Genomic DNA, 24,087 nt, shown 5'->3' on the forward strand with positions numbered 1-24,087 from the left:
ACCGGCGCTGGCCCGTATGCGGCATACGTCATCCTTTGTGGTGGCGGGAACGCTGAGCACGACCGTGCCGCCGGCGAAGGTGTGCGACGAATGTGACCCATGACGCCTGTCAGGGCGTGCGATGAGTGGCAATATCGGCGAGGGGGTGGGCTATCGGTGCCCGCCGTCGATCTGGAAGGCCTCACCATGCGTCGTATCCAACTCGTCGCCGCCACCGGCGCCGTCGCCCTCGGGCTCACCCTGTCCGCCTGTGGCTCGAACTCGCTCTCGCCCGGCGCGGGAGGCGGGGGCACCACGCACGCACCCGTGCCCACCGGCACCGTGGATGCGGCGCTCGCAGCGAAGCTGCCGGCGAAGATCAAGTCGGCCGGCAAGATCGTCGTCGGCATCGACCCGACCTACGCGCCGAACGAGATGATGGCGGCCGACGGCAAGACCGTGACCGGCTGGGACCCGGCACTGTTCAACGTCGTGGCCGCCAAGTTCGGGGTCAAGGCCGAGTACTCGCCGAGCAAGTTCGACGCCATCATCCTCGGCGTCGACAGCGGCAAGTACGACGTCGGGGTGTCGTCCTTCTCGATCACCAAGGACCGGATGGCCAAGGTCGACATGGTCAGCTACTACAAGGCCGGCACCCAGTGGGTCACCAAGCCGGGCAACCCGGCCAAGGTCTCCATCGACGACCCGTGCGGCAAGAACATCGGCGTCCAGACCGGCACCACCCAGCTCGACGACATCACCGCGCGGAGCAAGAAGTGCGTCGCGGCCGGCAAGCCCGCAGTCAACATCCTGCCGCACGACGGGCAGGACGAGGTGACGGCAGATGTCGTCAGCGGCAAGGTCGACGCGATGCTCGCCGACTCGCCGATCGGCCTCTACGCCGTCAAGCAGTTCGCCGGCAAGCTCGAGAAGCTCGGCGACATCTACGACTCCGCGCCCTACGGCTACGTGCTGCCCAAGTCCGAGAACGACTTCGGCAACGCCCTCGTCGACGCCCTCAAGGCGGCCGAGGCCGACGGCAGCTACAAGGCGGTCCTGACCGAGTGGGGCGTCGAGTCGGGTGCCATCAGCGACTTCGCGTTGAACCCGTCGGTCTCGTAGTCGGCGCTGGCCGATGAGCACCAAGACGGACGTCGTTCGTGCGGCCGGGCAGGACCGGCCGGGCGTGATCCACGCCCGGCCCGTCTCCCACCCGTGGCGCTGGGTCGCCCTGGCCGTCATCGCGGTCCTCGTCGCGATGATGATCAGCTCCTTCGTGACGAACGAGCGATGGAACTTCCCCGTCGCCCTGCAGATCATGATCCAGCAGCCCGTCCTCGACGGCCTGGTCAAGGGCACCATCGTCGGCACGATCGGCGCCATGGTCATCGGCGTCGTCGGCGGCATCCTGCTGGCGGTGATGCGCCTGTCGTCCAACCCCGTCCTGCGCCGTGTCGCCTCCGTCTACACGTGGTTCTTCCGCGGCATCCCCCGCATCGTCCTGCTCGGGATGATCGGGATCGGCATCCCGTTCCTCTACGACGGGCTCGACTTCGGGGTGCCGTTCGGCCAGCAGTTCGGCCACGCCCTCGGGCTGTCGACCGACTTCACGTTCTTCCACCTCAGCCTCACGCAGTTCTCGAGCACCCTGCTCGCCGGCATCCTCGGCCTCGGGCTGTCCGAGGCCGCCTACATGGCCGAGATCGCCCGCGCCGGAATCATCTCCGTCGACAAGGGCCAGGCCGAGGCCGCCCAGGCGCTCGGGATGGGCAACGGCAAGACGATGCGCCGCATCGTGCTGCCCCAGGCGATGCGGGTCATCGTGCCCCCGACCGGCAACGAGACGATCGCGATGGTCAAGGACACCTCCCTGCTCATCGCCATCCCGGTCATCACCGAGCTCTACTACCAGGTACGCATCATCGGCACGCGCACCCTCGAGATCATGGCCTCGTATGTCGCCGTGGTGGCCTGGTACCTCATCGTCTGCTCGGTCCTCATGGTCGGCCAGTTCTACCTCGAGCGCTACTTCGGTCGCGGCTTCGGCGAGACCAAGCGAGCCGCCAAGAAGGCGCAGCAGGAGCGGGCCGCGAGACCGGCCGGGATGGGAGGCGCATGATGGCGCGGGCAGCCCGGGCGCCCCGGACGAGCCGGGCCACCGGCGACGTGCTCGTCCGAGCGGTCAACATCACCAAGGCCTTCCACGGCAACGAGGTGCTCAAGGGCATCGACCTGACCGTGCACGGCGGCGAGGTCGTCTGCCTCCTCGGCCCCTCCGGGTCGGGCAAGACGACCTTCCTGCGGTGCATCAACCTGCTCGAGTCCATCGACGGCGGCCGCATCTGGGTCGACGGCGAGCTGATGGGCTACCGCGAGGACGAGAAGGGACAGCTGCACACGCTCGGGGACAAGCAGATCGCGGCCCAGCGCCGCGAGATCGGCATGGTCTTCCAGCGGTTCAACCTCTTCCCGCACAAGACCGCCCTCGAGAACGTCATCGAGGCACCGACCCAGGTCAAGGGCATCTCGAAGTCCAAGGCCAAGGAACGGGCCGTCGAGCTGCTCGCCTCGGTGGGCCTGGCCGACAAGCCGGCCGCCTACCCCGGGGCGCTCTCCGGTGGGCAGCAGCAGCGCGTCGCCATCGCGCGGGCGCTTGCCATGGACCCGAAGCTCATGCTCTTCGACGAGCCGACCTCCGCGCTCGACCCCGAGCTCGTCGGCGAGGTGCTGCGGGTCATGCGCCAGCTCGCCGACACCGGCATGACGATGATCGTCGTCACGCACGAGATGGAGTTCGCCCGCGAGGTGGCAGACCACGTCGTATTCATGGACGCCGGCGTCGTGTGCGAGGAGGGGCCCCCGGACGAGGTGCTCGGCAACCCGAAGAACGAGCGCACCCGGAGCTTCCTGCGCCGGATGCACAACGCCGAGGAACGGGACGCGGCCACCGCCGACGACGTGCCGGACACGGGCCTGGAGGGAGTGGGCCTCCCCCCGGCGTGACCCCCAGGGGACAGAATGGGGCTCATGACCACGACGTCCCACGACACCGACCAGAGCACCCGACCCTCCCTCGGCGAGGGCACCCTGATCCCCACGATGTCACTCGACGAGCTGCGCCACGTGCAGACCGAGCGGCTGCGCACGACGGTGCGAGCGGCATACGACAAGATCCCGCACTACCGGAAGGCGTTCGAGGACAAGGGGATCCATCCGGACGACATCCGGTCGCTCGACGACGTCGTGAAGCTGCCCTTGACCGGCAAGGCGGACCTGCGCGAGAACTACCCGTTCGGGTTGTTCGCGGTCCCGCGCGAGCAGGTCGTCCGGATCCACGCGAGCTCCGGGACGACCGGTCGGCCGACCGTCGTCGGCTACACCAAGCGCGACATCGACACGTGGGCCGACCTCGTGGCGCGGTCGATCCGGTTCGCCGGCGGGCGGCCGGGTGACATCGTGCACGTGGCGTACGGCTATGGCCTGTTCACCGGTGGGCTGGGCGCGCACTACGGCGCGGAGCGGCTCGGCTGCACGGTCGTGCCCGTGTCGGGCGGCATGACCGACCGGCAGGTGCAGCTGATCCAAGACTTCGGCCCGCAGGTCATCATGCTGACGCCGTCGTACTTCCTCTCGCTCATCGACGAGATGGACCGGCGCGGCATCGACCCGCACTCGACCTCGTTGCGGGTCGGGATCTTCGGGGCGGAGCCCTGGACCGAGCAGATGCGTGCCGAGATCGAGGGCCGCACCGGGATCGACGCCGTCGACATCTACGGGCTCTCGGAGGTGATGGGCCCGGGCGTCGGGCAGGAGTCCGGCGAGACGAAGGACGGGCTGCACATCTGGGAGGACCACTTCTACCCCGAGGTCATCGACCCGGACACGCAGGAGCCGGTCGCCGAGGGCGAGGTCGGCGAGCTCGTCTTCACGTCGCTGACCAAGGAGGCGATGCCGGTGCTGCGGTACCGGACCCGCGATCTGACCCGGCTGTCGCCCGGTACGGCGGTGCCCTCGATGCGACGCATGGAGCGGATCACCGGGCGCAGCGACGACCTGATGATCATCCGCGGCGTCAACGTCTTCCCGACCCAGATCGAGGAGCACGTCCTGGCCGAGACGGCGCTGTCGCCGTACTTCCAGTGCGTGCTGACCCAGCCCGGCCGGATGGTCCAGCTCACGGTCCTCGTCGAGCCGCACGAGCGGATGGCGGCGTCCGAGGCGGCGACTCTCGCGCACCGGCTCGAGCACACGATCAAGACGCGGATCGGCACGACGGCACGCGTGGAGGTGCGTGACCCCGGCACGATCGAGCGGTCGATGGGCAAGGCGCGCCGGATCGTCGACGAGCGCCCCAAGCAGTGAGTGGTATGCCGCCCACGTGCTCGGCGTTGGGCGGCTGAGTGAAGCGACGCGCCTCGCCGCCCGATCGCCGGGGCCGTCCTCCGACAATCGGGCCGTGGCGGGAAGGTTGGTGGCCTGGCGGGCGCTGAGGCACCGTGGATCGGACCGTGGCGGGAAAGTTGGAGGCGACTGACGCGGGATCTCGGATCACGCGTCGCCGCCGCACGCGCCCGGGTCCGGGTCCGCCCTCCAGGAGCCTGGTCACCGAGGAATACGCTCGAGGCATGGCAGCCCTGACAATCGAGGACGGCGAGATCGTGGTGCGACTGGGCCCGCTGGAGAGGGTGGGCGCGCTGCACGGCGATGTCCGCGTGCCGATCTCGGCGGTGCGCTCAGCGTCGGTTTGCAGGCAACCCTGGATGGAGCTTCGCGGGATGCGCGCGCCGGGCACGGGCCTGCCCGGTGTCATCATGCTCGGCACCACGCGAGGATCGTTCGGCAAGGATTTCTGTGCCGTCTACGGTCGCCGACCCGCCGTGCTCGTCGAGCTCGACGGGCAGCAGTTCGAACGACTGCTCATCCGCACCGACGACCCGGATCACGACGTAACCGCTATTCAGTCGGTTCAACCGCGCGGTTGATCGCGCGCACGAGTGGCGGGCCGCGGTAGATGAACCCGGTGTAGAGCTGGATGAGGGACGCTCCGGCCTCGAACATCCGCAGGGCGTCGTCGACGCTCGTGATGCCGCCGACCCCGATGACCGGCAGGTCCGGTGCCTGGCGGTGGACGAAGCCGACCACCTCGCGGGCGCGCTCGGTAAGGGGGCGCCCGGAGAGGCCCCCTACCTCGCGGCCGGTGACCGCGTCGCGCAGCGCGACCCCGTCGCGGTCGATCGTCGTGTTCGTCGCGATGAGGCCGTCGATCCGGCGCTCGGCACACACCTCGAGCACCTCGCCGATCGCCGAGTCGGTGAGGTCGGGCGCGATCTTGACGAGCAGCGGGGTGGGACCGGCTTCGTCACGGAGGGCCCTGAGCAGGCCGTCGAGTGCACCCCGGTCCTGCAGGCTGCGCAGATCCGGAGTGTTGGGTGAGCTGACGTTGACCGCGAAGTAGTCGGCATGCGGCCCGAGGACGCGCATCGAGTAGAGGTAGTCCTCGACCGCCTCCGCGACCGGGGTGGCCTTGGACTTGCCGATGCTCACGCCGAGGGGCACACCGATCGGGCCGAGGGCTCGCAGGCGCGCAGCGAGGACATCGGCCCCGTCGTTGTTGAAGCCCATCCGGTTGATGATCGCGTGACTCGTCGGGAGCCTGAAGAGTCGCGGCCTCGGATTGCCCGGCTGGGCGTAGCGGGTCACCGTGCCGACCTCGACGAAGCCGAACCCCATTGCGGGCCAAGCCCGCAGGGCCACGCCGTTCTTGTCGAGCCCCGCCGCGAGGCCCACCGGGCTCGGGAAGCGCACGCCGAAGATGGTGCGCGGGGCGTCGATGCCGAACTGCCGGCGCAGCACAGCGATCGCGGGGGGCACCTTGGACAGGACGGTCAGGGCGTCGAGCGTCTCCTCGTGGGCGACCTCGGGATCGCCGTCGCCGAGCCTGAACAGAGTCTGCCGGAGGACGCGCTCGTACATCACGGCGCCCATCGTGCCATCGCGGCGGATGTCTCGTGACACGGTCGACACGTTGCCGCCGCTCACGCCCCTCCCCTCTCGGCTCACCAGGAGTGCAGCCGGAGGCCCACCACGTCTTTCATCGCGGTGTCGGTGGTGACCAGCGCCAGGTTCTCCACCAGGGCCTGCGCCACGAGCAGACGGTCGAACGGGTCTCGATGCCCCCACACCAGAGAGCCGGCCAGCAAGGCGTGATGCGACGTGATGGGCAAGTCGGTCGCCGCGATGTCACGGAGGCGGTCCGCCCAGGTGTCGACGAGATGTGCGCCGGAGTGGAGCCGGCCGATCCTGACCTTGGTCGCGACCTCGAGGGCGGATGCGGCCGAGACGAGGATCTCGGTCCTTCGGTCCGCCAGCTGATCGCGGGTCTCGACGGGCACTCGCGCCGGATCCCCGAGCAGCCAGAGCAGGACATGGATGTCGAGGAGGAACCGGCCTCCGGTCACTCCCACGCCGCGAGCTCCTCCTCGGGCAACGGCTCGAAGAAGTCATCACCAAGGGTCACCTGGACCAGGCCCCAGACCCGATCGGGTGGCCGCACCTCGGGGGTCAGGCGTGCGACCGGCCGACCTGCCCGGGCGATCACGACATCTTCGCCCGCCTCAACCCGGGCCAACAGCTCGGAGAGCCTCGTCTTGGCCTCCTGCACGTTCACGGTGACCGTCACAGTGGTCAGTCTGGTTGACCAGGCCAGGTAGACCAGCGTCAGGTGTTCGGCCGGTCGCGCAGGGCCGCCCGAACGAGGCCGATGGCGGCGCCGTCATCGAGGCCGGCGCTCCGTGCTGCGATGGCGAACTTCGTCGCGAGCGTGGCGGCGACGATGTCGGCGGTGTGTGCGCCGGAGGCGACGACGGTGCCGGCCCGCCTCCCCGTCTCCACGAGCCCGGTGGCCTCGAGCTCCTTGTAGGACCGCGCCACGGTGTTGGCTGCGAGCCCGAGATCCGCGGCCAGCGCACGGACCGTCGGCAGTCGGTCGCCAGGCAGGAGCCGGCCGGAGGTGATGAGTCCGGCGATCTGAGCCCGGACCTGCTCGAACGGCGGCTCGGCAGCCTTGACGTCGACGTCGATGCGGAGGTCACCGCTCACGAAGCCGACTCCGGGACGTTCCTGCGGAGCGTGTCCGCCAACAGTCATGAGGCCTCCCTCGTCGGCACCGTCGCATCACTGTATTGAGTAGCGCTCGATGACGAGTAGTGCACCGTCGATCGGGCTAGATGGCCGCGGCGGAAGCGCTCTACCACTCCGTCCCCGAGGGCGAGGGCGCGCCCTTCTCCGTCCTGACGGTCGGCTCGCTCGACGGCCAGCACACCCGGACGATCATCGAGATCCTCGGCCTGCTGAGCTTGCTCGCGACCGGGTCGTTCGACGGGGAGTACGTCTCCACGTTCGGCGCCTCGGGCAACCCTCGGGCCCAGGACGCCGCGACCAGCTTCGTGCCGAACATCCCGACGACCTACTGGTCGTTCCGGCTCATGATGGGAGTCGGTTTCGCCGCGGCCGGCATCGCGGCCGTCATGCTCTGGCTGACCCGCAAGGGACGTGTCCCGACCCATCGGTGGCTGCACTGGGCTGCCATCGCCGCTCCCCTGCTGCCGGTCTTCGGCAACTCCTTCGGATGGATCTTCACCGAGGTCGGCCGGCAACCGTGGCTCGTCTTCGGACTCATGACGACCAACACCGGTGTGTCACCAGGGGTCTCGATCGGCTACGTCATCACCTCGCTCGCCGTCTACACCCTCCTCCACGGCGCGCTCGCCGTCGTCGAGGTCAAGCTCTTCCTGACCTATGTGCGCCGCGGGGCCGAACCGTACGAGCACGAGGACTCGTCCGACCGCGACGAGGACGCCCCCCTCGTCTTCGCCTAATGATCCGGGGAGAGCGTCATGGAGCTCAGCACCGTCTGGTTCGTCATCATCGGGGTCCTCTGGACCGGCTACATCGTCCTCGAGGGCTTCGACTTCGGCGTCCTGCTGCCCCCTCGGCGGACGCAGGCGGTCGGCGGTCGACGCACCACCCACCCCCCGCGGACGCCGAGGTCGAGAGCGGCGCCGCGTCATGCTCAACACGATCGGGCTCGACTACCGGTATGCCGCCGAGCTCGCCCCGTACTGCGTGAGCTCTCGCTTCGGCTGCGTCCCGGACTCACCGCGGTGACCGGGCCCTCGGGCGTCGGCAAGTCGACCCTGCTCGAGTGGCCCGCGCGATCCTCAGCCGACGACCCGTCATCCTGCTCGACGAGCCGGTCGCCCACCTCGACCCGCCGACGGCGACCGCCGTCCTCACCGACCTGCTGACCGCCGACAGGTCGCTGCCCGGTCCCCACCCGACCATCGTCATGGCAACCCACCGACCCGAGGGCCTGGAACTCTTCGACGAGGTGGTCACGATGCATCGATCGGCCTAGTAAAATGAAGTCACCATGCCTGCCTCTCCGCGCAACCGTCTCGGCGACCTCGAGCGCGCCGTCCTCGAACACCTCTGGGCCGAGGGTCCGTCCCGTCCGGAGGGCCTCACCGTGCGCGACGTGCACGACGTCGTCGGGGTCCAGCGCGACCTGGCCTACACCACCTTGATGACCGTCCTCGACCGGATGGCCAAGAAGGGCCTCGTCACCCGTGAACGCGACGGCCGGGCCTGGCGCTACACCGCCGCATCGACCCGTGACGAGCTGACCTCGGAGACGATGCACCACGCCCTCGGCGAGCTCGCGGGCACCGAGCGCCGCAGCGTCCTGCTCCACTTCCTCGACGAGTCCACCCCCGAGGAGCTCGACGAGCTCAAGGCCGCGTTGGCCGAGCTCGAAGCCCGCGCGGCGTCCGGCTCGGCAGGCGGTGGGAGTGGGGGCCGGCGGAAGGCGCCCTGATACGCGGTGTACATCCTGCCGCTGGCGCTGCTGGCCGTGGCCCTGTCGTGGCCGGTGCCGCGGCTCATGGCGGGATTCACCAGTTTCCGGCGGGCAGCGCGGGCAGCGCTTGTCGTCTGGCAGTCGATCGCGATGGCAGCACTGCTTGCCGCGCTCTTCACCGCCCCGGTCGCGGTGCCCTTCATCGTCCGGCAGCAGTCCCGGATCACCGAGTACCTCGGGCTCGTCGCGCTCGCCGGTGCGATCAGCGGACTCGTCCTGGCCCGGTTGCTCGTGGCCGCGCATCGGGTCGGGCACAACCTGCGCATCCATCGCAAGCGGCACCGTGAGCTCGTCGACGTCCTCGCGGCCCATGGCGACCCGCAACTGCGCGTCATCGAGCACCCGACCCCGACGGCCTACTGCCTGCCCGGCCTGAGTCGCCGGGTCGTCCTGAGCCAGGGCACGATCGACCGGCTCCCAGCCGACGAGCTCGAGGCGGTCCTCGCTCACGAAAGGGCGCATCTGGCCGCCCGGCACGACCTGATCCTCGAGTTCTTCTCCGTCGTCTACGAGGCGGTGCCGCCGTTCGCCCGGTCCGATGCTGCGCTGCGGGAGGTGCACCTGCTCATCGAGGTGCTGGCGGACCGGGCCGCCGTCCGCGAGGTCGGCATCGTGCCGACGGCGCGCGCCATCGTCGGTATGGCCGGTGGGCCCAGCCCCGCCGGGAGTATCGCGATGGGCGGAGCGGCGTCAGTGGCCAGGGTGCGGATCGGGCTGCTCGAGCCGACTCGGATCTGGGGCCTGCCCGTGTCTGCCGCCTCTGCCCTGATGTACGTCTTTGCCGCAGTGCTGGTCGCGATGCCGATCATGCTGCTGTCGATGGCGTTCGCGGGCTTCCTCGTCACCTGAGCCGAGCCGAGCGCTCCCCCCTCCCCGATCGAGAGTGCCGTTCTCCCCATCGAGAGTGCCGTTCTCGTGATCGAGAGTTCAGTTCTCGTGATCGAGAGTTCACCTCACGTGATCGAGAGTTCAGTTCTCGTGATCGAGAGTGCAGTTGCCCGCGCCTTGAGGTATGCCGCTGCGCCGCCACGCGTTCGAGAGTTTGCGCAGGTGCCGGCTCAGCGCCCCGGCAGGCACTCCTGCACGGTCGATCGGGACTACTGCACTCTCGATGCTGAGTTCTGCACGGTCGATCGGGACTACTGCACTCTCGATGCTGAGTTCTGCACGGTCGATCGGGCCTGCGAAGGCACCGGAGCGGATGGCCGAGGAACAGGTCACCCGAGGTGAGCGGCATACCACCCGTCTCGTTAGGCTTGGCGACCATGCGAGTACTCGTCAGCGGAGGAGCCGGCTACATCGGCTCGCACACCGTCGTCCAGCTCGTCGCCGCCGGGCACCAGGTCGTCATCGTCGACAACTTCGCCAACAGCAAGCCGTCGGTCGTGAACCGGCTCGAGGCGCTGACGGGCGAGCACCTGCCGGTCCACGCATTCGACCTGCGCGACCGCGACAAGACCGAGCATCTCTTCACCCAGGAGCACATCGACGCGGTCATCCACTTCGCCGGGCTCAAGGCGGTCGGTGAGAGCGTCGAGCTGCCGCTCGAGTACTACGAGAACAACCTCGGCACGACGTTCTCGCTCGTGCGGGCGATGCAGCGCCACGGGGTCGACAAGCTCGTCTTCTCCTCGTCGGCGACCGTCTACGGCCTCGACCAGGAGGCCGCCACCGAGGACCGCCCCACCTCGGCCACCAACCCGTACGGCTGGACCAAGGTGATGCAGGAGCAGATCCTGCGCGACATCGCGGTTGCGAACCCGTCGATGCGCTTCGCGCTGCTGCGCTACTTCAACCCGGTCGGCGCGCACGCCAGCGGCACGATCGGCGAGGACCCGCAGGGCATCCCCAACAACCTCGTGCCCTACATCGCCCAGGTCGCCGTCGGCCGCCGTGAGTACCTGTCCGTCTACGGCGATGACTACCCGACCAGGGACGGCACGGGCGAACGCGACTACATCCACGTCGACGATCTGGCCGCCGGGCATCTCGCGGCCCTGACCCGCCTGACCACGATGGACGAGCCGGTCGGTGTCTGGAACCTCGGTACCGGACAGAGCACGTCGGTGCTCGAGATGCTCCACGCGTTCGAGCGGGCCGTCGGACACGAGCTGCCGCACCGCATCGTCGACCGTCGCGTCGGTGATGTGGCCGTCTCGTATGCCGATCCGGGCAAGGCGAACGCCGAGCTCGGCTGGCGCGCCAGCCGCACCGTCGACGACATGTGCGTCGACACGTGGCGCTGGCAGCAGGCCAACCCGCACGGCTTTCCCGACTGACACTTGAGCCCCTCCCCCTTCCCTGAACGGACTGTCGGGGTGAGCGGGCGGGTAGGCGGGCGCGCACCGACCCTTCGACCTCCAGGAGCCCGTTCGGGCAGGGCGCGGGAACGGCGGGCGTCCAGACGTCAGGTCAGGGTCGGGGGTCGAGGGCGTCGTAGTCGCGGAACGAGGGCACCCGGGCGACCGCGACCCAGACCAGTACGACGACGAGCAGGCCGCCGACGAAGGGCGGCAGCCAGGTCACGGTCACCGCCGCGAGGGAGCCGGCGAACATCTGGCCCAACCGGGGCCCGCCGGTCACGACCACCGTGAAGATGCCCTGGATCCGGCCGCGGATCTCGTCGGGCACGGCAGCCTGCAGGATCGTCGTGCGGAAGATGGCGCTGACGTTGTCCGAGGCGCCGGCCCACACAAGACATCCGCACGACGGGGCGAGCCCCCAGACGTTGACGTCCGCGAAGTCTGACGACCGCACCGACCAGCCGCCGACGGTCGTCGCACCGAGAGCGGCGCCGAGCCCTGCGATCGCGAGGCCATACGACACGATGGCCGCGCGGATCGCCTTGCCCTGCCATCGCATCCCGGTGATCCGCCCTGAGAGGAGGCTCGAGGCGATGCCACCGACGGCATAGGCCGCCGTGAGCAGTCCGACGGTCATGGCGCCACCGCCGAGGATCATCGCACCGACGGCCGGGAAGAGCACGATGGGCTGACCGAACGTCATCGCGATGATGTCGACGACGAAGCTCATCCGGATGTTCGGGGCATCGCGCAGGTAGCGCAGGCCGTGGCGCACCGCCTCGAGACCGCTGACGACGTGACCATCCGGGCCGCGCTCGGGCTGGATGCTCGGCAGGGTCCACAGCCCGAGGAAGCCGAAGACGAACAGGATGACGTCGGTGGTGTAGGTCCAGGGGTAGCCGACATGCGCCACGAGCAGACCGGCCACGGCCGGGCCGAGGGTCACCATGAACCCCATCGAGATCCCGTTCAAGGCGGCGGCCTGGGGCAGCAGCGAGACCGGGAGCAACCGCGGGGTGATGGCCTGCCGGGTCGCCGAGGCGATCGTGGCGGCGACGGCATTGACGGTCGTGATGACGTAGAAGACCCAGACCGCCTCGAACCGTCCCCACGCGACCGTCGCGAGCGCCACGGTCGAGAGCCACGCGACGACCGAGGCGATCAGCGCGACCGCCCGTCGGTCGAACCGGTCGGCGATCGCCCCGCCGTAGAGCCCCGCCGCGATCATCGGGACGAGCGAGAACCATGCAACGAGCGAGACCATGAACGTCGACTGCGTGAGGTCGTAGATGTGCAGTGCGACGGCGATGTTCGTCATTACCGCGCCGATGCCCGAGAGGGTGTTGCCCGCCCAGAGCCGCGCGAACGGCGGACTGACCCGCAGTGGAGTCAGGTCGATCAGGTGCGACCGGTGCGTCGTCACGTCGACAGGGTCGGCGGGATCGACGGCGGGCACAGGGGAAACCTACGCGGTTCGCTCGCCGCCCAGCGCACCGTCAGGCGACATCCTGATCCACAGGCATCACCTCCTCGATGGCGAGCTCACGCAGCCGGAAGCCGTCGCGCAGCCACCGCCACGTCCCGTCCGGCTCCTGCCGGGCGACCTGCGTGCACACCCGCGCATCCGCGGTCCGCGTCGACGTGCACGCCACACCGTTGCGGATGATCGGCCTGCCCACCGGCTCGACGGCAAGGTCGAGGCCTTGCTCGAGTGCCGCCGTGAACGCCGCGCCGATCGCGGTGGGCCCGACCGCCTCGCGACCGTCACGCAGGCTCACGACGGCGTCAGCGGCATACAGGCCCGCGATCCCCGCCACGTCACCGGCTGCCACGCACGTGGCGAACCGCGCCGCCAGCTCCTCCGGCCCCTCTTCCATCCTCATGGCGACACCGTGCCACCGACCACCGACAGGGGGGCTACCGCGGGCCGATCCCCGATCCCGCGGGCCGCTCCCCAACTGCCGTCGAGCACAGTGTTGAATGGGTGCATGTCCGCCGGAGCTCTTCACGTCATCTTCGTGTGCAGCGGCAATATCTGCAGGTCCCCGATGGGCGATGTCATCCTCACTCGGCTCATCGAAGACGCCGGACTGGGCGATCGAGTCAGGGTTGCCTCGAGGGGCACCGGAGACTGGCACATCGGCGAACGGGCCGACCCTCGCACCATCGACGTGCTCGACCGGCACGGCTACGACGGGAGCACCCATCGGGCATGTCAGTTCGCCGCGAGCACCTTCGACGACGCCGACCTCATCCTCGCCTCGGACCGCGGCCACGTCCGTGTCCTGCTCCAGGCGGCTCGCACCGACGAGGATCGAGCCAAGATCCACCTCGTGCGTGAGTTCGACCCAGTCGCCGTCGCCGCCGGCACCCTCGAGACCGATGATCCGTGGTTCGGAGGGGACGCCGACTTCGCGCGATGCTTCGACGAGGTCGAGGCAGCCTGCCGCGGCCTGCTGGCCCACCTCGAGGAACAGCTCGCTTGACCGCTCGACACCGCGGCACGACCTCACACTGACGATCCCCACGTGTCCCCGGGGGGCGCGCTCGCTCGGGATTTGTGCACTGTCGATCGGGATTGCTGCACTGTCGATCGGGATTTGTGCACTGTCGATCAGGGCGGGTGGGTCGGCGGCATACCGCCGCTCTGGGAGAATGCGCGCATGCCCTCGCTCGCTGACGCCACCCCGCCAATCGCCCTCGGCGCGCTCGACGGCCGATACCGCGCAGCGGTGGCACCGCTCGTCGACCACCTCTCGGAAGCGGCGCTCAACCGGCAGCGGGTTCACGTCGAGGTCGAGTGGCTCGTCTGGCAGACGAGCCACGGCGTCGTCCCCGGGGTGCGAAAGCTGACCGACGACGAGAACGCCGCACTGCGCCGCGTCGTCACCGACTTCGGTCCCGACGAGGTCGCCGAGCTCGCCGAGATCGAGCGCGTCACGGTCCACGACGTGAAGGCGGTCGAGTACTTCCTCAAGCGCCGCCTCGCCGAGGTCGTCCCGGCACCGGAGGACCGTGGCCTGGCCGAGCTGGTCCATTTCGGCTGCACGAGCGAGGACGTCAACAACCTCTCGTACGCCCTGATGGTCAAGGGTGCGATCACGCAGGTGTGGCTGCCCAAGGCCCGGGTGCTGCTCGACCAGCTCGGCGCGATGGCTCGGCAGCTTCGCGACACGCCACTGCTTGCCCACACGCACGGCCAGCCGGCGACCCCGACGACGATGGGCAAGGAATTGGCAGTGCTCGCCTGGCGCCTGACTCGTCAGGTGCGCCGCATCGAGGCACAGGAGTACCTCGGCAAGTTCAACGGCGCCACCGGCACGTATGGCGCTCACCTGCTCGCGCTGCCCGACGTCGACTGGGTCGCGGTGTCGCGCGAGTTCGTCGAGGACCTCGGCCTGACCTGGAACCCGCTCACGACCCAGATCGAGAGCCACGACTGGCAGGCCGAGCTCTATGCCGACATGGCACGGTTCAACCGGATCCTGCACAACCTGTGCACCGATGTGTGGACCTACATCTCGATGGGCTACTTCGCGCAGGTCCGCGGGCAGGGCACCGTCGGGTCCAGCACGATGCCGCACAAGGTCAACCCGATCCGGTTCGAGAACGCCGAGGCCAACCTCGAGGTGAGCAACGCCCTGCTCGACGTGCTCGGCTCGACCCTCGTGACGAGCCGGCTGCAGCGCGACCTCACCGACTCGTCCATGCAGCGCAACATCGGCACGGCCTTCGGTCACAGCCTGCTCGCGCTCGACAACGTCTCGCGCGGGCTCGCCGGGCTCGATGCCGCGCCCGCCGCGATGGCGGCCGACCTCGAGGCGAACTGGGAGGTGCTCGCCGAGCCGATCCAGTCCGCGATGCGGGCCTTCGGCGCCCAGGGCGTGCCGGGCATGGAGGAGCCCTACGAGCGGCTCAAGGAGCTGACCCGCGGACGGCGCATCGACGGAGACGACCTGCGCGAGTTCGTCCGCCGGCTGGGCCTGCCGAGCGAGGTCGAGGCGAGGTTCCTCACCCTCACCCCGCAGACCTACACCGCGCTGGCGAGTCGGCTGGTCGACCTCCTCCCGTGAGATCCACCAGCCAGCGCAGGGATCCGAGTTGTAGCACCTGAAGTGCTACCATCTGGTGATGGACGCGATCGGCATCCGCGAGCTGCGACAGCACGCCAGCCGCTATGTGCAGGCGGCCAAGGAGGGCCGCCCCACGCTGATCTCGGATCGGGGCACGCCGGTGGCCCGGCTCGAGCCGCTGTCCGCGCTGGAGCAACACCTGAGCGCGCTCGTCGCTCGGCACGGTCTCATCGCCCCGCTTCGGGCACGCACGCCGTTCGGCCCCCGAGCGAGGCTGAGCGGTCCACCCCTCTCGCCGATCCTCGAGGAGGGCCGTGCCGACCGTCTCGCCTGACCTGCTCTACCTCGACACGTCAGCCCTCGTGAAGCTCGTCGTCGACGAGCCCGAGTCCGCAGGCCTGGCGACGTGGCTCGACGACCGGCCCGACGAGGTCCTCTGCACGTCGGCGATCGGCCGGGTCGAGCTCATCCGGGCGGCGCGCCGGCGTGGGCCCGAAGCGATCCCGTTGGCCCTCCACCTGTTCACCGAGGTCGCTCTCGTCCCCGTCGACCATGTCGTTCTGGACCTGGCCGCCCTGCTCGAGCCGGCCGGCCTGCGCACACTCGACGCGCTCCATCTCGCGAGTGCCGGCAGTCTCGGGGAGGCTGTCACGGCTGTCGTGGCCTACGACGAGCGGCTCCTCGCGGCGGCCGGCCTGGTGGGCCTCGCGACGGCGAGTCCCGGCATGGCGCAGGCCTGAGTCACCGGCCAAAGCGGTGGCCCACGGGATGCATTCGGTCGCTCCTCGTCGTGCCCCCGCAGCGTTGAGCGACCTGAGGCTTACGATCGAGACGGCCACCGCCGGAAGGAGAGGTTGATGACGGAGGGCATGACGACGGTCGCCCCGGAGTCCCACGAGGTCCGCCTCGCCATCAGCGGCATGACGTGCGCGTCCTGCTCGGCCCGGATCGAGCGCAAGCTCGGCAAGGTCGACGGCGTCCGGTCCGCCACCGTGAACCTCGCGACGGAGAAGGCCCAGGTCGTCTTCGCCGCGCCCGTCACCGTCGAGGCGATCCTCTCCGAGATCCAGCGCACCGGCTACGGCGCCAGCGTCATCCCCGACGGCGTCATCCCCGGCGGCGCGACCGCAAAACCCGCCCCACGGCCGCGTCGCGACCCGCTGCCCAGCCGCACGACGAGCCGGTATGCCGCCCACCGCGCCCCCGCATCGGCCTCTCCTGCCGCTCCGGCTGGGGAAGGAGCGAGCGCTGCGCCCCGGGCGGCCGCAGGTGCGTCCTCCCGGCCCACGGCGCTCGTCGCGCGCTGGCGCGAGGCGCTGCTGCGGACGCTCGGCGACGCGACGCCCAGGGCGCGGCTGGTCGTCGCGGTGGCCCTGACCGTCCCGGTCTTCCTGCTCGCCATGGTCGTCCCGGCCTTCCCGGCGAGCCCGTGGCTCCAGCTCGTCCTCACCACCCCCGTCGTCGCGTGGTGCGCCTGGCCGTTCCACCGGGCCGCGGCCGTCAACGCCCGCCACCTCGCCTCGACGATGGACACCCTCGTCTCACTCGGCGTCCTCGCCGCCTACCTGTACTCGGTCGTCGCCCTGCTCGCCGGGGCGGACCACCTCTACTTCGAGACCGCCGCGGTCGTGACGACCTTCCTGCTCGTGGGTCGCTTCCTCGAGGCCCGCGCCAAGGACTCCGGACGCGAGGCGCTGCGCTCCCTGCTCGACCTCGGCGCCAAGGAGGTGTCGCTCCTGCGGGTCGACCCGCGCACCCGGATCACCGGCGAGCACCGAGTCCCCGTCGAGCAGCTCGTCGTCGGTGACCAGTTCCTCGTGCGCCCCGGCGAGAAGGTCGCCACCGACGGCATCGTCCGGGACGGTTCGAGCGCCCTCGACGCCAGCCTCGTCACGGGGGAGTCCGCCCCGGTCGACGTGCGGGCCGGCGACGAGGTGACCGGCGGCACCATCAACACGACCGGGCGCCTCGTCATCGAGGCGAGGAAGGTCGGCGCCGACACGATGCTTGCCGGCATCCAGCGGCTCGTCGAGGCGGCTCAGACCGGCAAGGCGCCGATCCAGCGGCTCGCCGACCGGGTCTCGGCCGTCTTCGTCCCGGCGGTCCTCGCGATCGCCCTCGTCACGCTCGTGGCCTGGCTCGCGACCGGTCATGGCTTCGCCAGGTCGCTCGCCGTCGCCGTGGCCGTCCTCATCATCGCGTGCCCGTGCGCGCTCGGGCTCGCGACGCCGACCGCCCTGCTCGTCGGAACCGGGCGCGGCGCGCAGCTCGGCGCCCTCATCAAGGGCCCGCAGATCCTCGAGAACACCCGCCGAGCCGACACCGTCGTGCTCGACAAGACCGGCACGGTGACGACCGGAGACCTGCGCCTGACGAAGATCGCGGTCGTCGGCCGCCTCGACAAGAAGGCGGCGCTCAAGGCAGCCGCGGCGGTCGAGCAGGGCAGCGAGCACCCGATCGCCCGGGCCATCGTCGCCGGGGCCCAGCAGGCACGCCTCGACCTACCCCGCATCACCGACTTCACCGCGAACCCCGGCGAGGGTGCCTCGGCCCGGATCAGGGAAACCGAGGTCACCGTCGGCAAGGCGGCGCTGTTCGACACGGTCGACGACAGTCTGCTCGAGCACGCCCGCTCGAACCCGGGCACGACCGTCTTCGTCGGATGGGACGGCACGGCCCACGCGGCCTTCACCGTCGGTGACACCGTGCGCGACTCGTCCCGGGCTGCGGTCGAGCGGCTGCGCGAGCTCGGCCTCACGCCATACCTGCTGACCGGAGACGCGGAGACCAACGCGCGCAGTGTCGCCGACCAGGTCGGCATCGAGTCGGCCAACGTCCGCGCCGACGTGCTGCCGGCCGACAAGCACGCCGTCGTCACGCAGCTGCAGCAGCAGGGCAAGGTCGTGGCGATGGTCGGCGACGGGGTCAACGACGCGGCCGCGCTTGCCCAGGCCGACCTCGGGCTCGCGATGGGCTCGGGCTCGGACGTCGCGATCGACTCCGGCGACATCGTCTTGGTGCGCCCCGATCTCGACGCGGTCGCTGACGCGATCGAGCTGTCCCGCGCGACCCTGCGGACCATCAAGCAGAACCTGTTCTGGGCGTTCGGCTACAACACGCTCGCCATCCCGGTGGCGGCGTTCGGCCTGCTCAGCCCGATGATCGCCGGGGCCGCGATGGCGCTCTCGTCGGTCCTCGTCGTGACGAACTCGCTGCGCCTGCGGGCATTCAAGCGCTGAGGCGCGCACCGCCTAGATCGTGACCTCGCCGTCCGGCGTCGCGAAGGTCACCGAGAGCAGGCCAGGTGTCCCGCGCGGGGCGACGAAGCTGAAGTCGACCTCATCGCGGAAGGCGGTGGGCAGGCCGAGCCACTCGCGGACCCGGTCGGGGTCGCCGGCGATCTCGAGCACCTTGAGCGAGGACTTGGAGCCGCCGTCGGACGGGTGGAGCGACATGTCCTCCCACTGGACGAAGAACGGCAGCTGGGGGTCGGCCATGAGACCCTTGACGCCGAGCTGGCGCCACCGCAGCTCGACCCCGTCGGGACGGTGCCGGTTGCCTTCCACCGACTGCCGGCCGAGACGCGCCTCGGCCGGATGAATGTCGTCGACGGCGACGACCCAGCCCATCCAACCGCCGCCGCACTCGGAGCGAGCGCGGACCGCCTGGCCGAACGGCGCCTTGTCGGACGCAGGGTGGTCGAGCACCCCGACAACCTCGAGATAGTTGTGGTTGGCCAACGGCAGGATGACGTTGCGCGTCCCGAACCGAGGATGCACCCCCCCGTCGACCGGCTCCACACCGATGAGCTTCGACAGCCGTTCCGCAGTGGGCTGCAGACCGTCGTGCTCCGCCGCGTAGGAGACGTGGTCAACTCGCATACCCCATCGTGGCACACCCCCAGGGGTGCTCTTGACCACCCCCCTCCGCTCGAGCGGACCTGCCCATCAGGTATGCCGCCCAGCCCGCTTCGGCATCGCCGGACGAGGGTCAGCGCGTCGCGCGCTGACGGACCGCCTCGTAGAGGACGACCGCCGCCGAGACCGAGACATTGAGGCTGTTTGCCTTGCCGCGCATGGGAATTCGTACCCGGTGGGTGGCCGCCTCGAGCATCCGGTCGTCGACGCCGTGCTTCTCGCTGCCGACCACCACGGCCACCCGGCCGGTGTAGTCGACCTCGGTGTGGAGCCGGTCGGCCTCGGGGGTCGTGACGACGAGCCGGAGGTCGTGGGTCCGGGCCCAGCCGAGCACCTCGTCCGTCGTCGCCGCGGCGACCGGCACCGCGAAGACGGTTCCCTTGCTCGCCCGGACGACGTTCGGGTTGCCCCAGTCGGTGACCGGGTCGACGGCGACGACCGCGTCGATCCCGACAGCGTCTGCGGTGCGCAGCATCGCCCCGAGGTTGCCGGGCTTCTCGACACCCTGGGCGAGGAGGACGAGCAGGTCCGGGCGAGCGGCGGGCAGCGAGCTGAGCGGCATACCAACCGAGTCCACGAGCGCGAGCAGGCCGTCGGCGCCCTCCCGGTAGGCGACCCTCTCGAAAGCGGGACGCGAGAGGTGCACGATCTCGACACCGTCGGCCCGGACCCGGTCGAGCAGGTCGGCCTGCTGACCGATGTCCTGGACCCCCGCGCGACCGGCCGGCCTGAAGAGCTCCGCGCAGACGTAGACGGTGTGGGGGCGGACCCCCGCGTCGAGGGCGAGCGCGAGCTCTTCGTGGCCCTCGACGAGCGTCCGTCCGGTCTGCTCGCGGACCCGGCGGCGGCGCAGCGCGACCAACGCCTTGACGCGCGGGTTGGCGGCGGAGGTGATGGTCGGCTCGCTCATGGCGCACCCAGCATCCCATCGTCCTGACCGAGCCAGGGGGAGCCAGAGGTGCCGCGTAGCGTTACGAGAGTTCGAGAAGCCCCTCCTCGGGCCCGGGGAGTCGACCGAGGGAGCCCCCCATGACGTCTATAGCGGACCGACCCGATACCGCACTTCTCGTGCTCGACGTTCAGGAGCGACCCCTCGCGGGTGCTCACAACCGTGATGCAGTCATCAGCACGATCGCGGGGTTGGTGGATCGGGCCCGTGCCACCGGCGTGCCGGTCGTCTGGGTCCAGCATTTCGATGACGAGCTACCGCAGGGCTCCGACGGCTGGCGCTACGTCCCGGAGCTCGTGCCGCTGGCGGGTGAGCCGCTCGTGTCGAAATCCTACCCGGATGCGTCGAAGACAGCGAGCTCGAGGGCGTCCTCGCCGGGCGGGGGGTGGGCCGGCTCGTCGTGGTTGGTGCGCAGACAGATATGTGCGTGCGTGGCACGCTGCACGGGGCGTTCGTCCGTGGGTATGAGGTGACGCTGGTCCAGGACGGCCACACCACCGAGGACCTCCGGCCGTGGGGTGTCCCGGTCAGCCCCGAGCAGGTCATCGCCCATACGAACACCTACTGGACGTGGACCGCCGCGCGGGGGCGCACCGGTGCCGTCGTCCCGGCGGCCGAGGTGGACTTCGGAGCCGCCACCTGACCGAGCTGCGGCCAGGCCCACCTACAGTGGTCGCATGCTGGACGCGCTCACCCGGCTGCCGTTCTGGCAGGCGTTCGTCGCGCTCTGGTGCATCGTCATGCTGCGCTCCAACGCGACGTACTGGGTGGGCCGTGGCGCGATCGCCGGCTGGCAGCGGCTGCGCGACAAGCCCAGCCAGACCAGCCGGCTGCGGGCAGAGAAGCTGATCCGACGGCTCGGGCCGGTCGCCGTCGCGCTGTCGTACCTGACGATCGGGATCCAGACCACGATCCACCTGACGGCGGGCGCGCTGCGCATGCCGATGGGCTCCTACCTGCCGGCGGCGATCGTCGGGTCGGCGGCCTGGGCGGCGGTCTACGCGACGATCGGGCTTGCAGTGGTCGACGCCTGGCTCGCCGCGATGGCCGGGTCGTGGTACGGGCTGGCCGCGATCGTCGCGCTCGTGGTGGTGGGGGTGGCGACGTGGCTGGTCGGGCGTCGCCGCGGCGGTTCGCGCCCCGCCGAACCCTGACACGACGCACCCGCGGATCTACGACCCACCGAGCACTCCGGAGCAGGCCCTCAGCCGGCTCGATGCCTGGCTCGTCTCGCCGTCGGTGGTGCTGCTCGCCGAGGGCCCTGGGCACTGGCCCACCCTTCGCGACACCTTGGCACGCGCCCGAGTGCGGGGGCCGATGGTGCACGATGCACGGGTCGCCGCGCTGTGCGTGGGCCACGGCATCCGGCAGTTGTGGACAGCAGACCGGGACTTCGGCAGGTTCTCGGACGTGCAGGTGGCCAACCCGCTGGCCTGACCCGGGGCCACTCACTATCCCGCCCCGGCCGGAAAGTGCGAGGCCGAACACCGACCGCGCCACTCACTATCCCGCCCCGGCCGGAAAGTGCGAGGCTGACCAAGCGAGACCTCGCTCGCTCAACCCGTACACCCGGTCATGCCGGGGCGCGAGCCACCCCTCCGGCAGCCCGCGTCGTTGTTGTCCGCCCGGGGACGTGCTAGACCTTCCGGATGACCGACACGCGAGCGACCGCCGACAACGCCACGGCGAGCGACTGGCAAGACACGTCAGCGACCCCACGCGAGCGGGCCGAGCGGCTCGTCGCGGCAATGACCCTGGAACAGAAGATCGCCCAGCTGCACGGTGCGATGGAGACCATCGACATCTACGGCCTCTCGGCCAAGGCAGCCGAGGAGGGGGCGGACCTGGAGCAGCTCGCCGCGCAGATCTCGGTCGAGCGGCACGTGACGGGCATCGAGGAGCTGGGGATCCCCCGCTTCCGGATCACCAACGGTCCGGTGGGCGTCGGCATGGGCGACGGGACCCCGAGCCCCCCGGCGACGTCGTTGCCGATGACGATCGGGCTCGCGGCCTCCTTCGATCCCGAGCTGGCCCACGCCTACGGCGACATCATCGGGTCCGAGACGGCCACCCTCGGCCAGCACGTGCTCGAGGGACCCGGGCTGTGCCTGCACCGCACGACGATCGCCGGGCGCAACTTCGAGTACTTCTCCGAGGACCCCTACCTGTCCGGGGTGATGGGCGTCGCCGTGGCCAGGGCGATCCAGGACCACGACGTCATCGCGATGGCCAAGCACTACGTCGTCAACGACCAGGAGTACGAGCGGTTCCGGACCAACATCGAGCTCGACGAGCACGTGCTGCGCGAGCTGTACCTGCTGCCGTTCGAGATGGTCGTCAAGGACGCCGAGATCGCCGCGGTGATGAGCGCCTACAACCGCATCCGGGGCGTCTACGCCACCGAGTGCCGCCCGACCCTGACCGACATCCTGCGCACCGAGTGGGGCTTCACGGGCTACGTCCAGTCCGACTTCTGGTCGTGCCGCTCGGCGGCCGGATCGCTCAACGCCGGCCTGGACCACGAGATGCCGGACGCGAAGTGGCTGGGCGAGACCAACGTCAGGGCAGCCCTGTCCGACACGAGCCTCGAGATCGAGACCGTCGACCGGGCACTGGTGCGCCGTTACACCCAGATGTTCCGCTTCGGCCAGTTCGAGCGGCCATACGCCCCAGGCGAGATCGACGCGCAGGCGCACGGCGCGATCGCCCGCAGCATCGGCACCCAGATCGCGGTACTGCTCAAGAACGACGGCGCGCTGCTTCCCCTCGACCCACACGTCGGGTCGATCGCCGTCATCGGACAGTCCGCGTTCGTCGACGAGGCCTGCCTCGGCGGGGGCGGCTCGTCGAAGGTCGTCCCGCTGTACACCGTGTCGCCGCTCGACGGCCTACGCGACGTGCTCGCCGACCTCGGCTCGTCCGCGACGGTGACCAAGGTTACGGTCGCCGACGACCTGTCCAACCTCGACGAGGCACGACGTGCCGCCGCCGACGCCGACGTCGTCGTGCTCATGGCCGGCCTGATCGCCACCGAGGGCGCCGACCAGCCGCACGCCAACATGCTCAACGACCAGAACCGCATGCTCGCCGAGCTGCTCGCCGTGGGCGAGACCACCATCGTCGTGCTCAAGGGGAGCAACCCCGTCCTCATGCCGTGGATCGAAGCCGCACCAGCGGTGCTCGAGGTGTGGAACCAGGGCGCCGAGGACGGGCACGTCGTCGCCGACCTGCTCCTCGGCGTGGCCAACCCGTCCGGCAAGGTGCCCACCAGCTACCCGCGGTCCGAGGACGACACCCTCTACGCCGGACACCCCGAGCGCTACCCCGGCACCGACGAGGGCGACGGCTACCCGGTGATCCGCTACTCCGAGGGCCTGCAGATGGGCTACCGCTGGTTCCATGGCCAGGGCATCGAGCCGCTCTTCGGCTTCGGTCACGGACTGTCCTACACGAGCTTCGAGCTGGCCGACGTCGCCGTCGACGCGCCGGGCGGGGTTAGCTCGCCGGTCACCGTGACGGCCGCGGTGACCAACACCGGCGAGCGTGCCGGCGCCGAGGTCGTGCAGGTCTACCTCGGGGTGCCCGCGGCCAACCAGCCGCCCAAGCGGCTCGTCGGCTTCCAGAAGGTCGCCCTCGAGCCGGATACCACCAGCCAGGTCACGGTCACCATCGACCCGGCCGCCAGCAACCACCCGTTCTCGGTCTGGGACTACGCCACGAGCAGCTTCCAGACCGTGGCCGGCGACTACACGGTCTTCGTCGGCACCTCCGCCGACGACACCCCGCACACGGCGACGATCACCGCGGGCTGAGCGTCATACGGCCGGGGTTGCGGACCGCGGCCCGCGCAGGGATGCTACGAAGGTGAGCACCCCGACGCGCCGGCGCGTCGCCCTCTTCGCGACGTGCTTCAACGACACGATGTGGCCCGAGACGCTCAAGGCGACGG

General features: G+C 70.1%; 25 protein-coding genes and 1 pseudogene. 18 read left to right on the plus strand and 8 right to left on the minus strand.

What is annotated here, in order from left to right:
• Positions 1 to 186: 186 nt before the first annotated feature.
• From L0H79_RS03635 to L0H79_RS03655, 5 genes are all read left to right on the plus strand, one after another.
• Positions 187 to 1,101 carry an ABC transporter substrate-binding protein gene (locus tag L0H79_RS03635; protein ID WP_301483186.1) on the plus strand — a complete coding sequence of 305 codons (915 nt, stop codon included), beginning with the start codon at positions 187 to 189 and terminating at the stop codon, positions 1,099 to 1,101.
• Between the two features lie 13 nt (positions 1,102 to 1,114).
• Entirely contained in the window at positions 1,115 to 2,098 is a 984-nt protein-coding gene (locus tag L0H79_RS03640) for an amino acid ABC transporter permease (RefSeq protein ID WP_301483187.1), read from the plus strand.
• Complete coding sequence (locus tag L0H79_RS03645; RefSeq protein ID WP_301483188.1) at positions 2,098 to 2,982, plus strand: amino acid ABC transporter ATP-binding protein; 885 nt, start codon at positions 2,098 to 2,100, stop codon at positions 2,980 to 2,982. The genes L0H79_RS03640 and L0H79_RS03645 overlap by 1 nt, the downstream gene beginning before the upstream one ends.
• Positions 2,983 to 3,006: 24 nt before the next feature.
• The gene (paaK, locus tag L0H79_RS03650; RefSeq protein WP_301483189.1) at positions 3,007 to 4,341 is read left to right on the plus strand and encodes a phenylacetate--CoA ligase PaaK; all 1,335 of its coding nucleotides are present in this window, start codon (positions 3,007 to 3,009) and stop codon (positions 4,339 to 4,341) included.
• 263 nt (positions 4,342 to 4,604) lie between these two features.
• Positions 4,605 to 4,961 (plus strand): hypothetical protein, encoded by a 357-nt coding sequence (locus L0H79_RS03655; RefSeq protein ID WP_301483190.1) that lies wholly within the window; start codon positions 4,605 to 4,607, stop codon positions 4,959 to 4,961.
• Here L0H79_RS03655 and L0H79_RS03660 read toward each other — a convergent pair.
• The 4 genes from L0H79_RS03660 to L0H79_RS03675 are packed head-to-tail and all read right to left on the minus strand — an operon-like array spanning position 4,933 to position 7,125.
• On the minus strand, positions 4,933 to 5,994 hold the full coding sequence (locus L0H79_RS03660; RefSeq protein ID WP_301483191.1) for a quinone-dependent dihydroorotate dehydrogenase: 1,062 nt from the start codon (positions 5,992 to 5,994) through the stop codon (positions 4,933 to 4,935). The genes L0H79_RS03655 and L0H79_RS03660 overlap by 29 nt on opposite strands.
• A 41-nt stretch (positions 5,995 to 6,035) precedes the next feature.
• Positions 6,036 to 6,443: a type II toxin-antitoxin system VapC family toxin gene (locus L0H79_RS03665; RefSeq protein ID WP_301483192.1), complete on the minus strand. Its 408-nt coding sequence runs from the start codon at positions 6,441 to 6,443 to the stop codon at positions 6,036 to 6,038.
• Positions 6,434 to 6,658 carry a type II toxin-antitoxin system Phd/YefM family antitoxin gene (locus L0H79_RS03670; protein ID WP_301483193.1) on the minus strand — a complete coding sequence of 75 codons (225 nt, stop codon included), beginning with the start codon at positions 6,656 to 6,658 and terminating at the stop codon, positions 6,434 to 6,436. Before L0H79_RS03670 ends, L0H79_RS03665 begins: the two co-directional genes overlap by 10 nt.
• Positions 6,659 to 6,696: 38 nt before the next feature.
• Positions 6,697 to 7,125, minus strand: a complete 429-nt coding sequence (locus tag L0H79_RS03675) for a GntR family transcriptional regulator (RefSeq protein WP_301483194.1) — start codon at positions 7,123 to 7,125, stop codon at positions 6,697 to 6,699.
• An 80-nt stretch (positions 7,126 to 7,205) separates the two neighbouring features.
• Here L0H79_RS03675 and L0H79_RS03680 point away from each other — a divergent pair, with 80 nt between their 5' ends.
• From L0H79_RS03680 to galE, 5 genes are all read left to right on the plus strand, one after another.
• On the plus strand, positions 7,206 to 7,856 hold the full coding sequence (locus tag L0H79_RS03680; RefSeq protein WP_301483195.1) for a cytochrome ubiquinol oxidase subunit I: 651 nt from the start codon (positions 7,206 to 7,208) through the stop codon (positions 7,854 to 7,856).
• A 326-nt stretch (positions 7,857 to 8,182) separates the two neighbouring features.
• Positions 8,183 to 8,395 carry a hypothetical protein gene (locus tag L0H79_RS03685; RefSeq protein WP_301483211.1) on the plus strand — a complete coding sequence of 71 codons (213 nt, stop codon included), beginning with the start codon at positions 8,183 to 8,185 and terminating at the stop codon, positions 8,393 to 8,395.
• Between the two features lie 15 nt (positions 8,396 to 8,410).
• Positions 8,411 to 8,854, plus strand: a complete 444-nt coding sequence (locus tag L0H79_RS03690) for a BlaI/MecI/CopY family transcriptional regulator (RefSeq protein WP_301483196.1) — start codon at positions 8,411 to 8,413, stop codon at positions 8,852 to 8,854.
• Positions 8,855 to 8,860: 6 nt separating this feature from the next.
• Positions 8,861 to 9,745, plus strand: coding sequence for a M56 family metallopeptidase (locus L0H79_RS03695; protein ID WP_301483197.1), 885 nt, complete (start codon positions 8,861 to 8,863; stop codon positions 9,743 to 9,745).
• 416 nt (positions 9,746 to 10,161) lie between these two features.
• Positions 10,162 to 11,175, plus strand: a complete 1,014-nt coding sequence (galE, locus tag L0H79_RS03700; RefSeq protein ID WP_301483198.1) for a UDP-glucose 4-epimerase GalE — start codon at positions 10,162 to 10,164, stop codon at positions 11,173 to 11,175.
• Positions 11,176 to 11,308: 133 nt separating this feature from the next.
• On the opposite strand, the gene L0H79_RS03705 is transcribed toward galE, so the two are convergent.
• The gene (locus L0H79_RS03705) at positions 11,309 to 12,655 is read right to left on the minus strand and encodes an MFS transporter (protein ID WP_301483199.1); all 1,347 of its coding nucleotides are present in this window, start codon (positions 12,653 to 12,655) and stop codon (positions 11,309 to 11,311) included.
• 40 nt (positions 12,656 to 12,695) lie between these two features.
• Complete coding sequence (locus L0H79_RS03710) at positions 12,696 to 13,082, minus strand: nuclear transport factor 2 family protein (RefSeq protein ID WP_301483200.1); 387 nt, start codon at positions 13,080 to 13,082, stop codon at positions 12,696 to 12,698.
• A 105-nt stretch (positions 13,083 to 13,187) separates the two neighbouring features.
• Between L0H79_RS03710 and L0H79_RS03715 the strand changes: the two genes are divergently transcribed.
• The 5 genes from L0H79_RS03715 (at position 13,188) to L0H79_RS03735 (ending at position 18,511) form a co-directional block, all read left to right on the plus strand.
• A complete protein-coding gene (locus L0H79_RS03715; RefSeq protein ID WP_301483201.1) occupies positions 13,188 to 13,685 on the plus strand; it encodes a low molecular weight protein-tyrosine-phosphatase in 498 nt (165 codons plus the stop codon).
• A 177-nt stretch (positions 13,686 to 13,862) separates the two neighbouring features.
• Positions 13,863 to 15,272, plus strand: coding sequence for an adenylosuccinate lyase (gene purB, locus L0H79_RS03720; RefSeq protein ID WP_301483202.1), 1,410 nt, complete (start codon positions 13,863 to 13,865; stop codon positions 15,270 to 15,272).
• A 58-nt stretch (positions 15,273 to 15,330) separates the two neighbouring features.
• A complete protein-coding gene (locus L0H79_RS03725) occupies positions 15,331 to 15,606 on the plus strand; it encodes a type II toxin-antitoxin system Phd/YefM family antitoxin (protein WP_301483203.1) in 276 nt (91 codons plus the stop codon).
• Complete coding sequence (locus L0H79_RS03730) at positions 15,587 to 16,012, plus strand: type II toxin-antitoxin system VapC family toxin (RefSeq protein ID WP_301483204.1); 426 nt, start codon at positions 15,587 to 15,589, stop codon at positions 16,010 to 16,012. The genes L0H79_RS03725 and L0H79_RS03730 overlap by 20 nt, the downstream gene beginning before the upstream one ends.
• Before the next feature lie 117 nt (positions 16,013 to 16,129).
• Complete coding sequence (locus tag L0H79_RS03735; protein ID WP_301483205.1) at positions 16,130 to 18,511, plus strand: cation-translocating P-type ATPase; 2,382 nt, start codon at positions 16,130 to 16,132, stop codon at positions 18,509 to 18,511.
• A 12-nt stretch (positions 18,512 to 18,523) separates the two neighbouring features.
• Here L0H79_RS03735 and L0H79_RS03740 read toward each other — a convergent pair whose 3' ends face one another.
• Together L0H79_RS03740 and L0H79_RS03745 are read right to left on the minus strand one after the other, a co-directional pair.
• Positions 18,524 to 19,153 (minus strand): VOC family protein, encoded by a 630-nt coding sequence (locus tag L0H79_RS03740; RefSeq protein WP_301483206.1) that lies wholly within the window; start codon positions 19,151 to 19,153, stop codon positions 18,524 to 18,526.
• A gap of 109 nt (positions 19,154 to 19,262) precedes the next feature.
• The gene (locus tag L0H79_RS03745) at positions 19,263 to 20,099 is read right to left on the minus strand and encodes an RNA methyltransferase (RefSeq protein ID WP_301483207.1); all 837 of its coding nucleotides are present in this window, start codon (positions 20,097 to 20,099) and stop codon (positions 19,263 to 19,265) included.
• A gap of 119 nt (positions 20,100 to 20,218) precedes the next feature.
• Between L0H79_RS03745 and L0H79_RS03750 the strand changes: the two are divergent.
• The 3 genes and pseudogenes from L0H79_RS03750 (at position 20,219) to L0H79_RS03760 (ending at position 23,950) form a co-directional block, all read left to right on the plus strand.
• A pseudogene (locus L0H79_RS03750) lies at positions 20,219 to 20,781 on the plus strand (cysteine hydrolase family protein).
• 34 nt (positions 20,782 to 20,815) lie between these two features.
• Entirely contained in the window at positions 20,816 to 21,292 is a 477-nt protein-coding gene (locus L0H79_RS03755) for a DedA family protein (RefSeq protein ID WP_301483208.1), read from the plus strand.
• Between the two features lie 495 nt (positions 21,293 to 21,787).
• Entirely contained in the window at positions 21,788 to 23,950 is a 2,163-nt protein-coding gene (locus L0H79_RS03760; protein ID WP_301483209.1) for a beta-glucosidase, read from the plus strand.
• Positions 23,951 to 24,087: the final 137 nt, after the last annotated feature.

The organism is Intrasporangium sp. (assembly GCF_030452765.1).
Lineage (GTDB): Bacteria > Actinomycetota > Actinomycetes > Actinomycetales > Dermatophilaceae > Intrasporangium_A.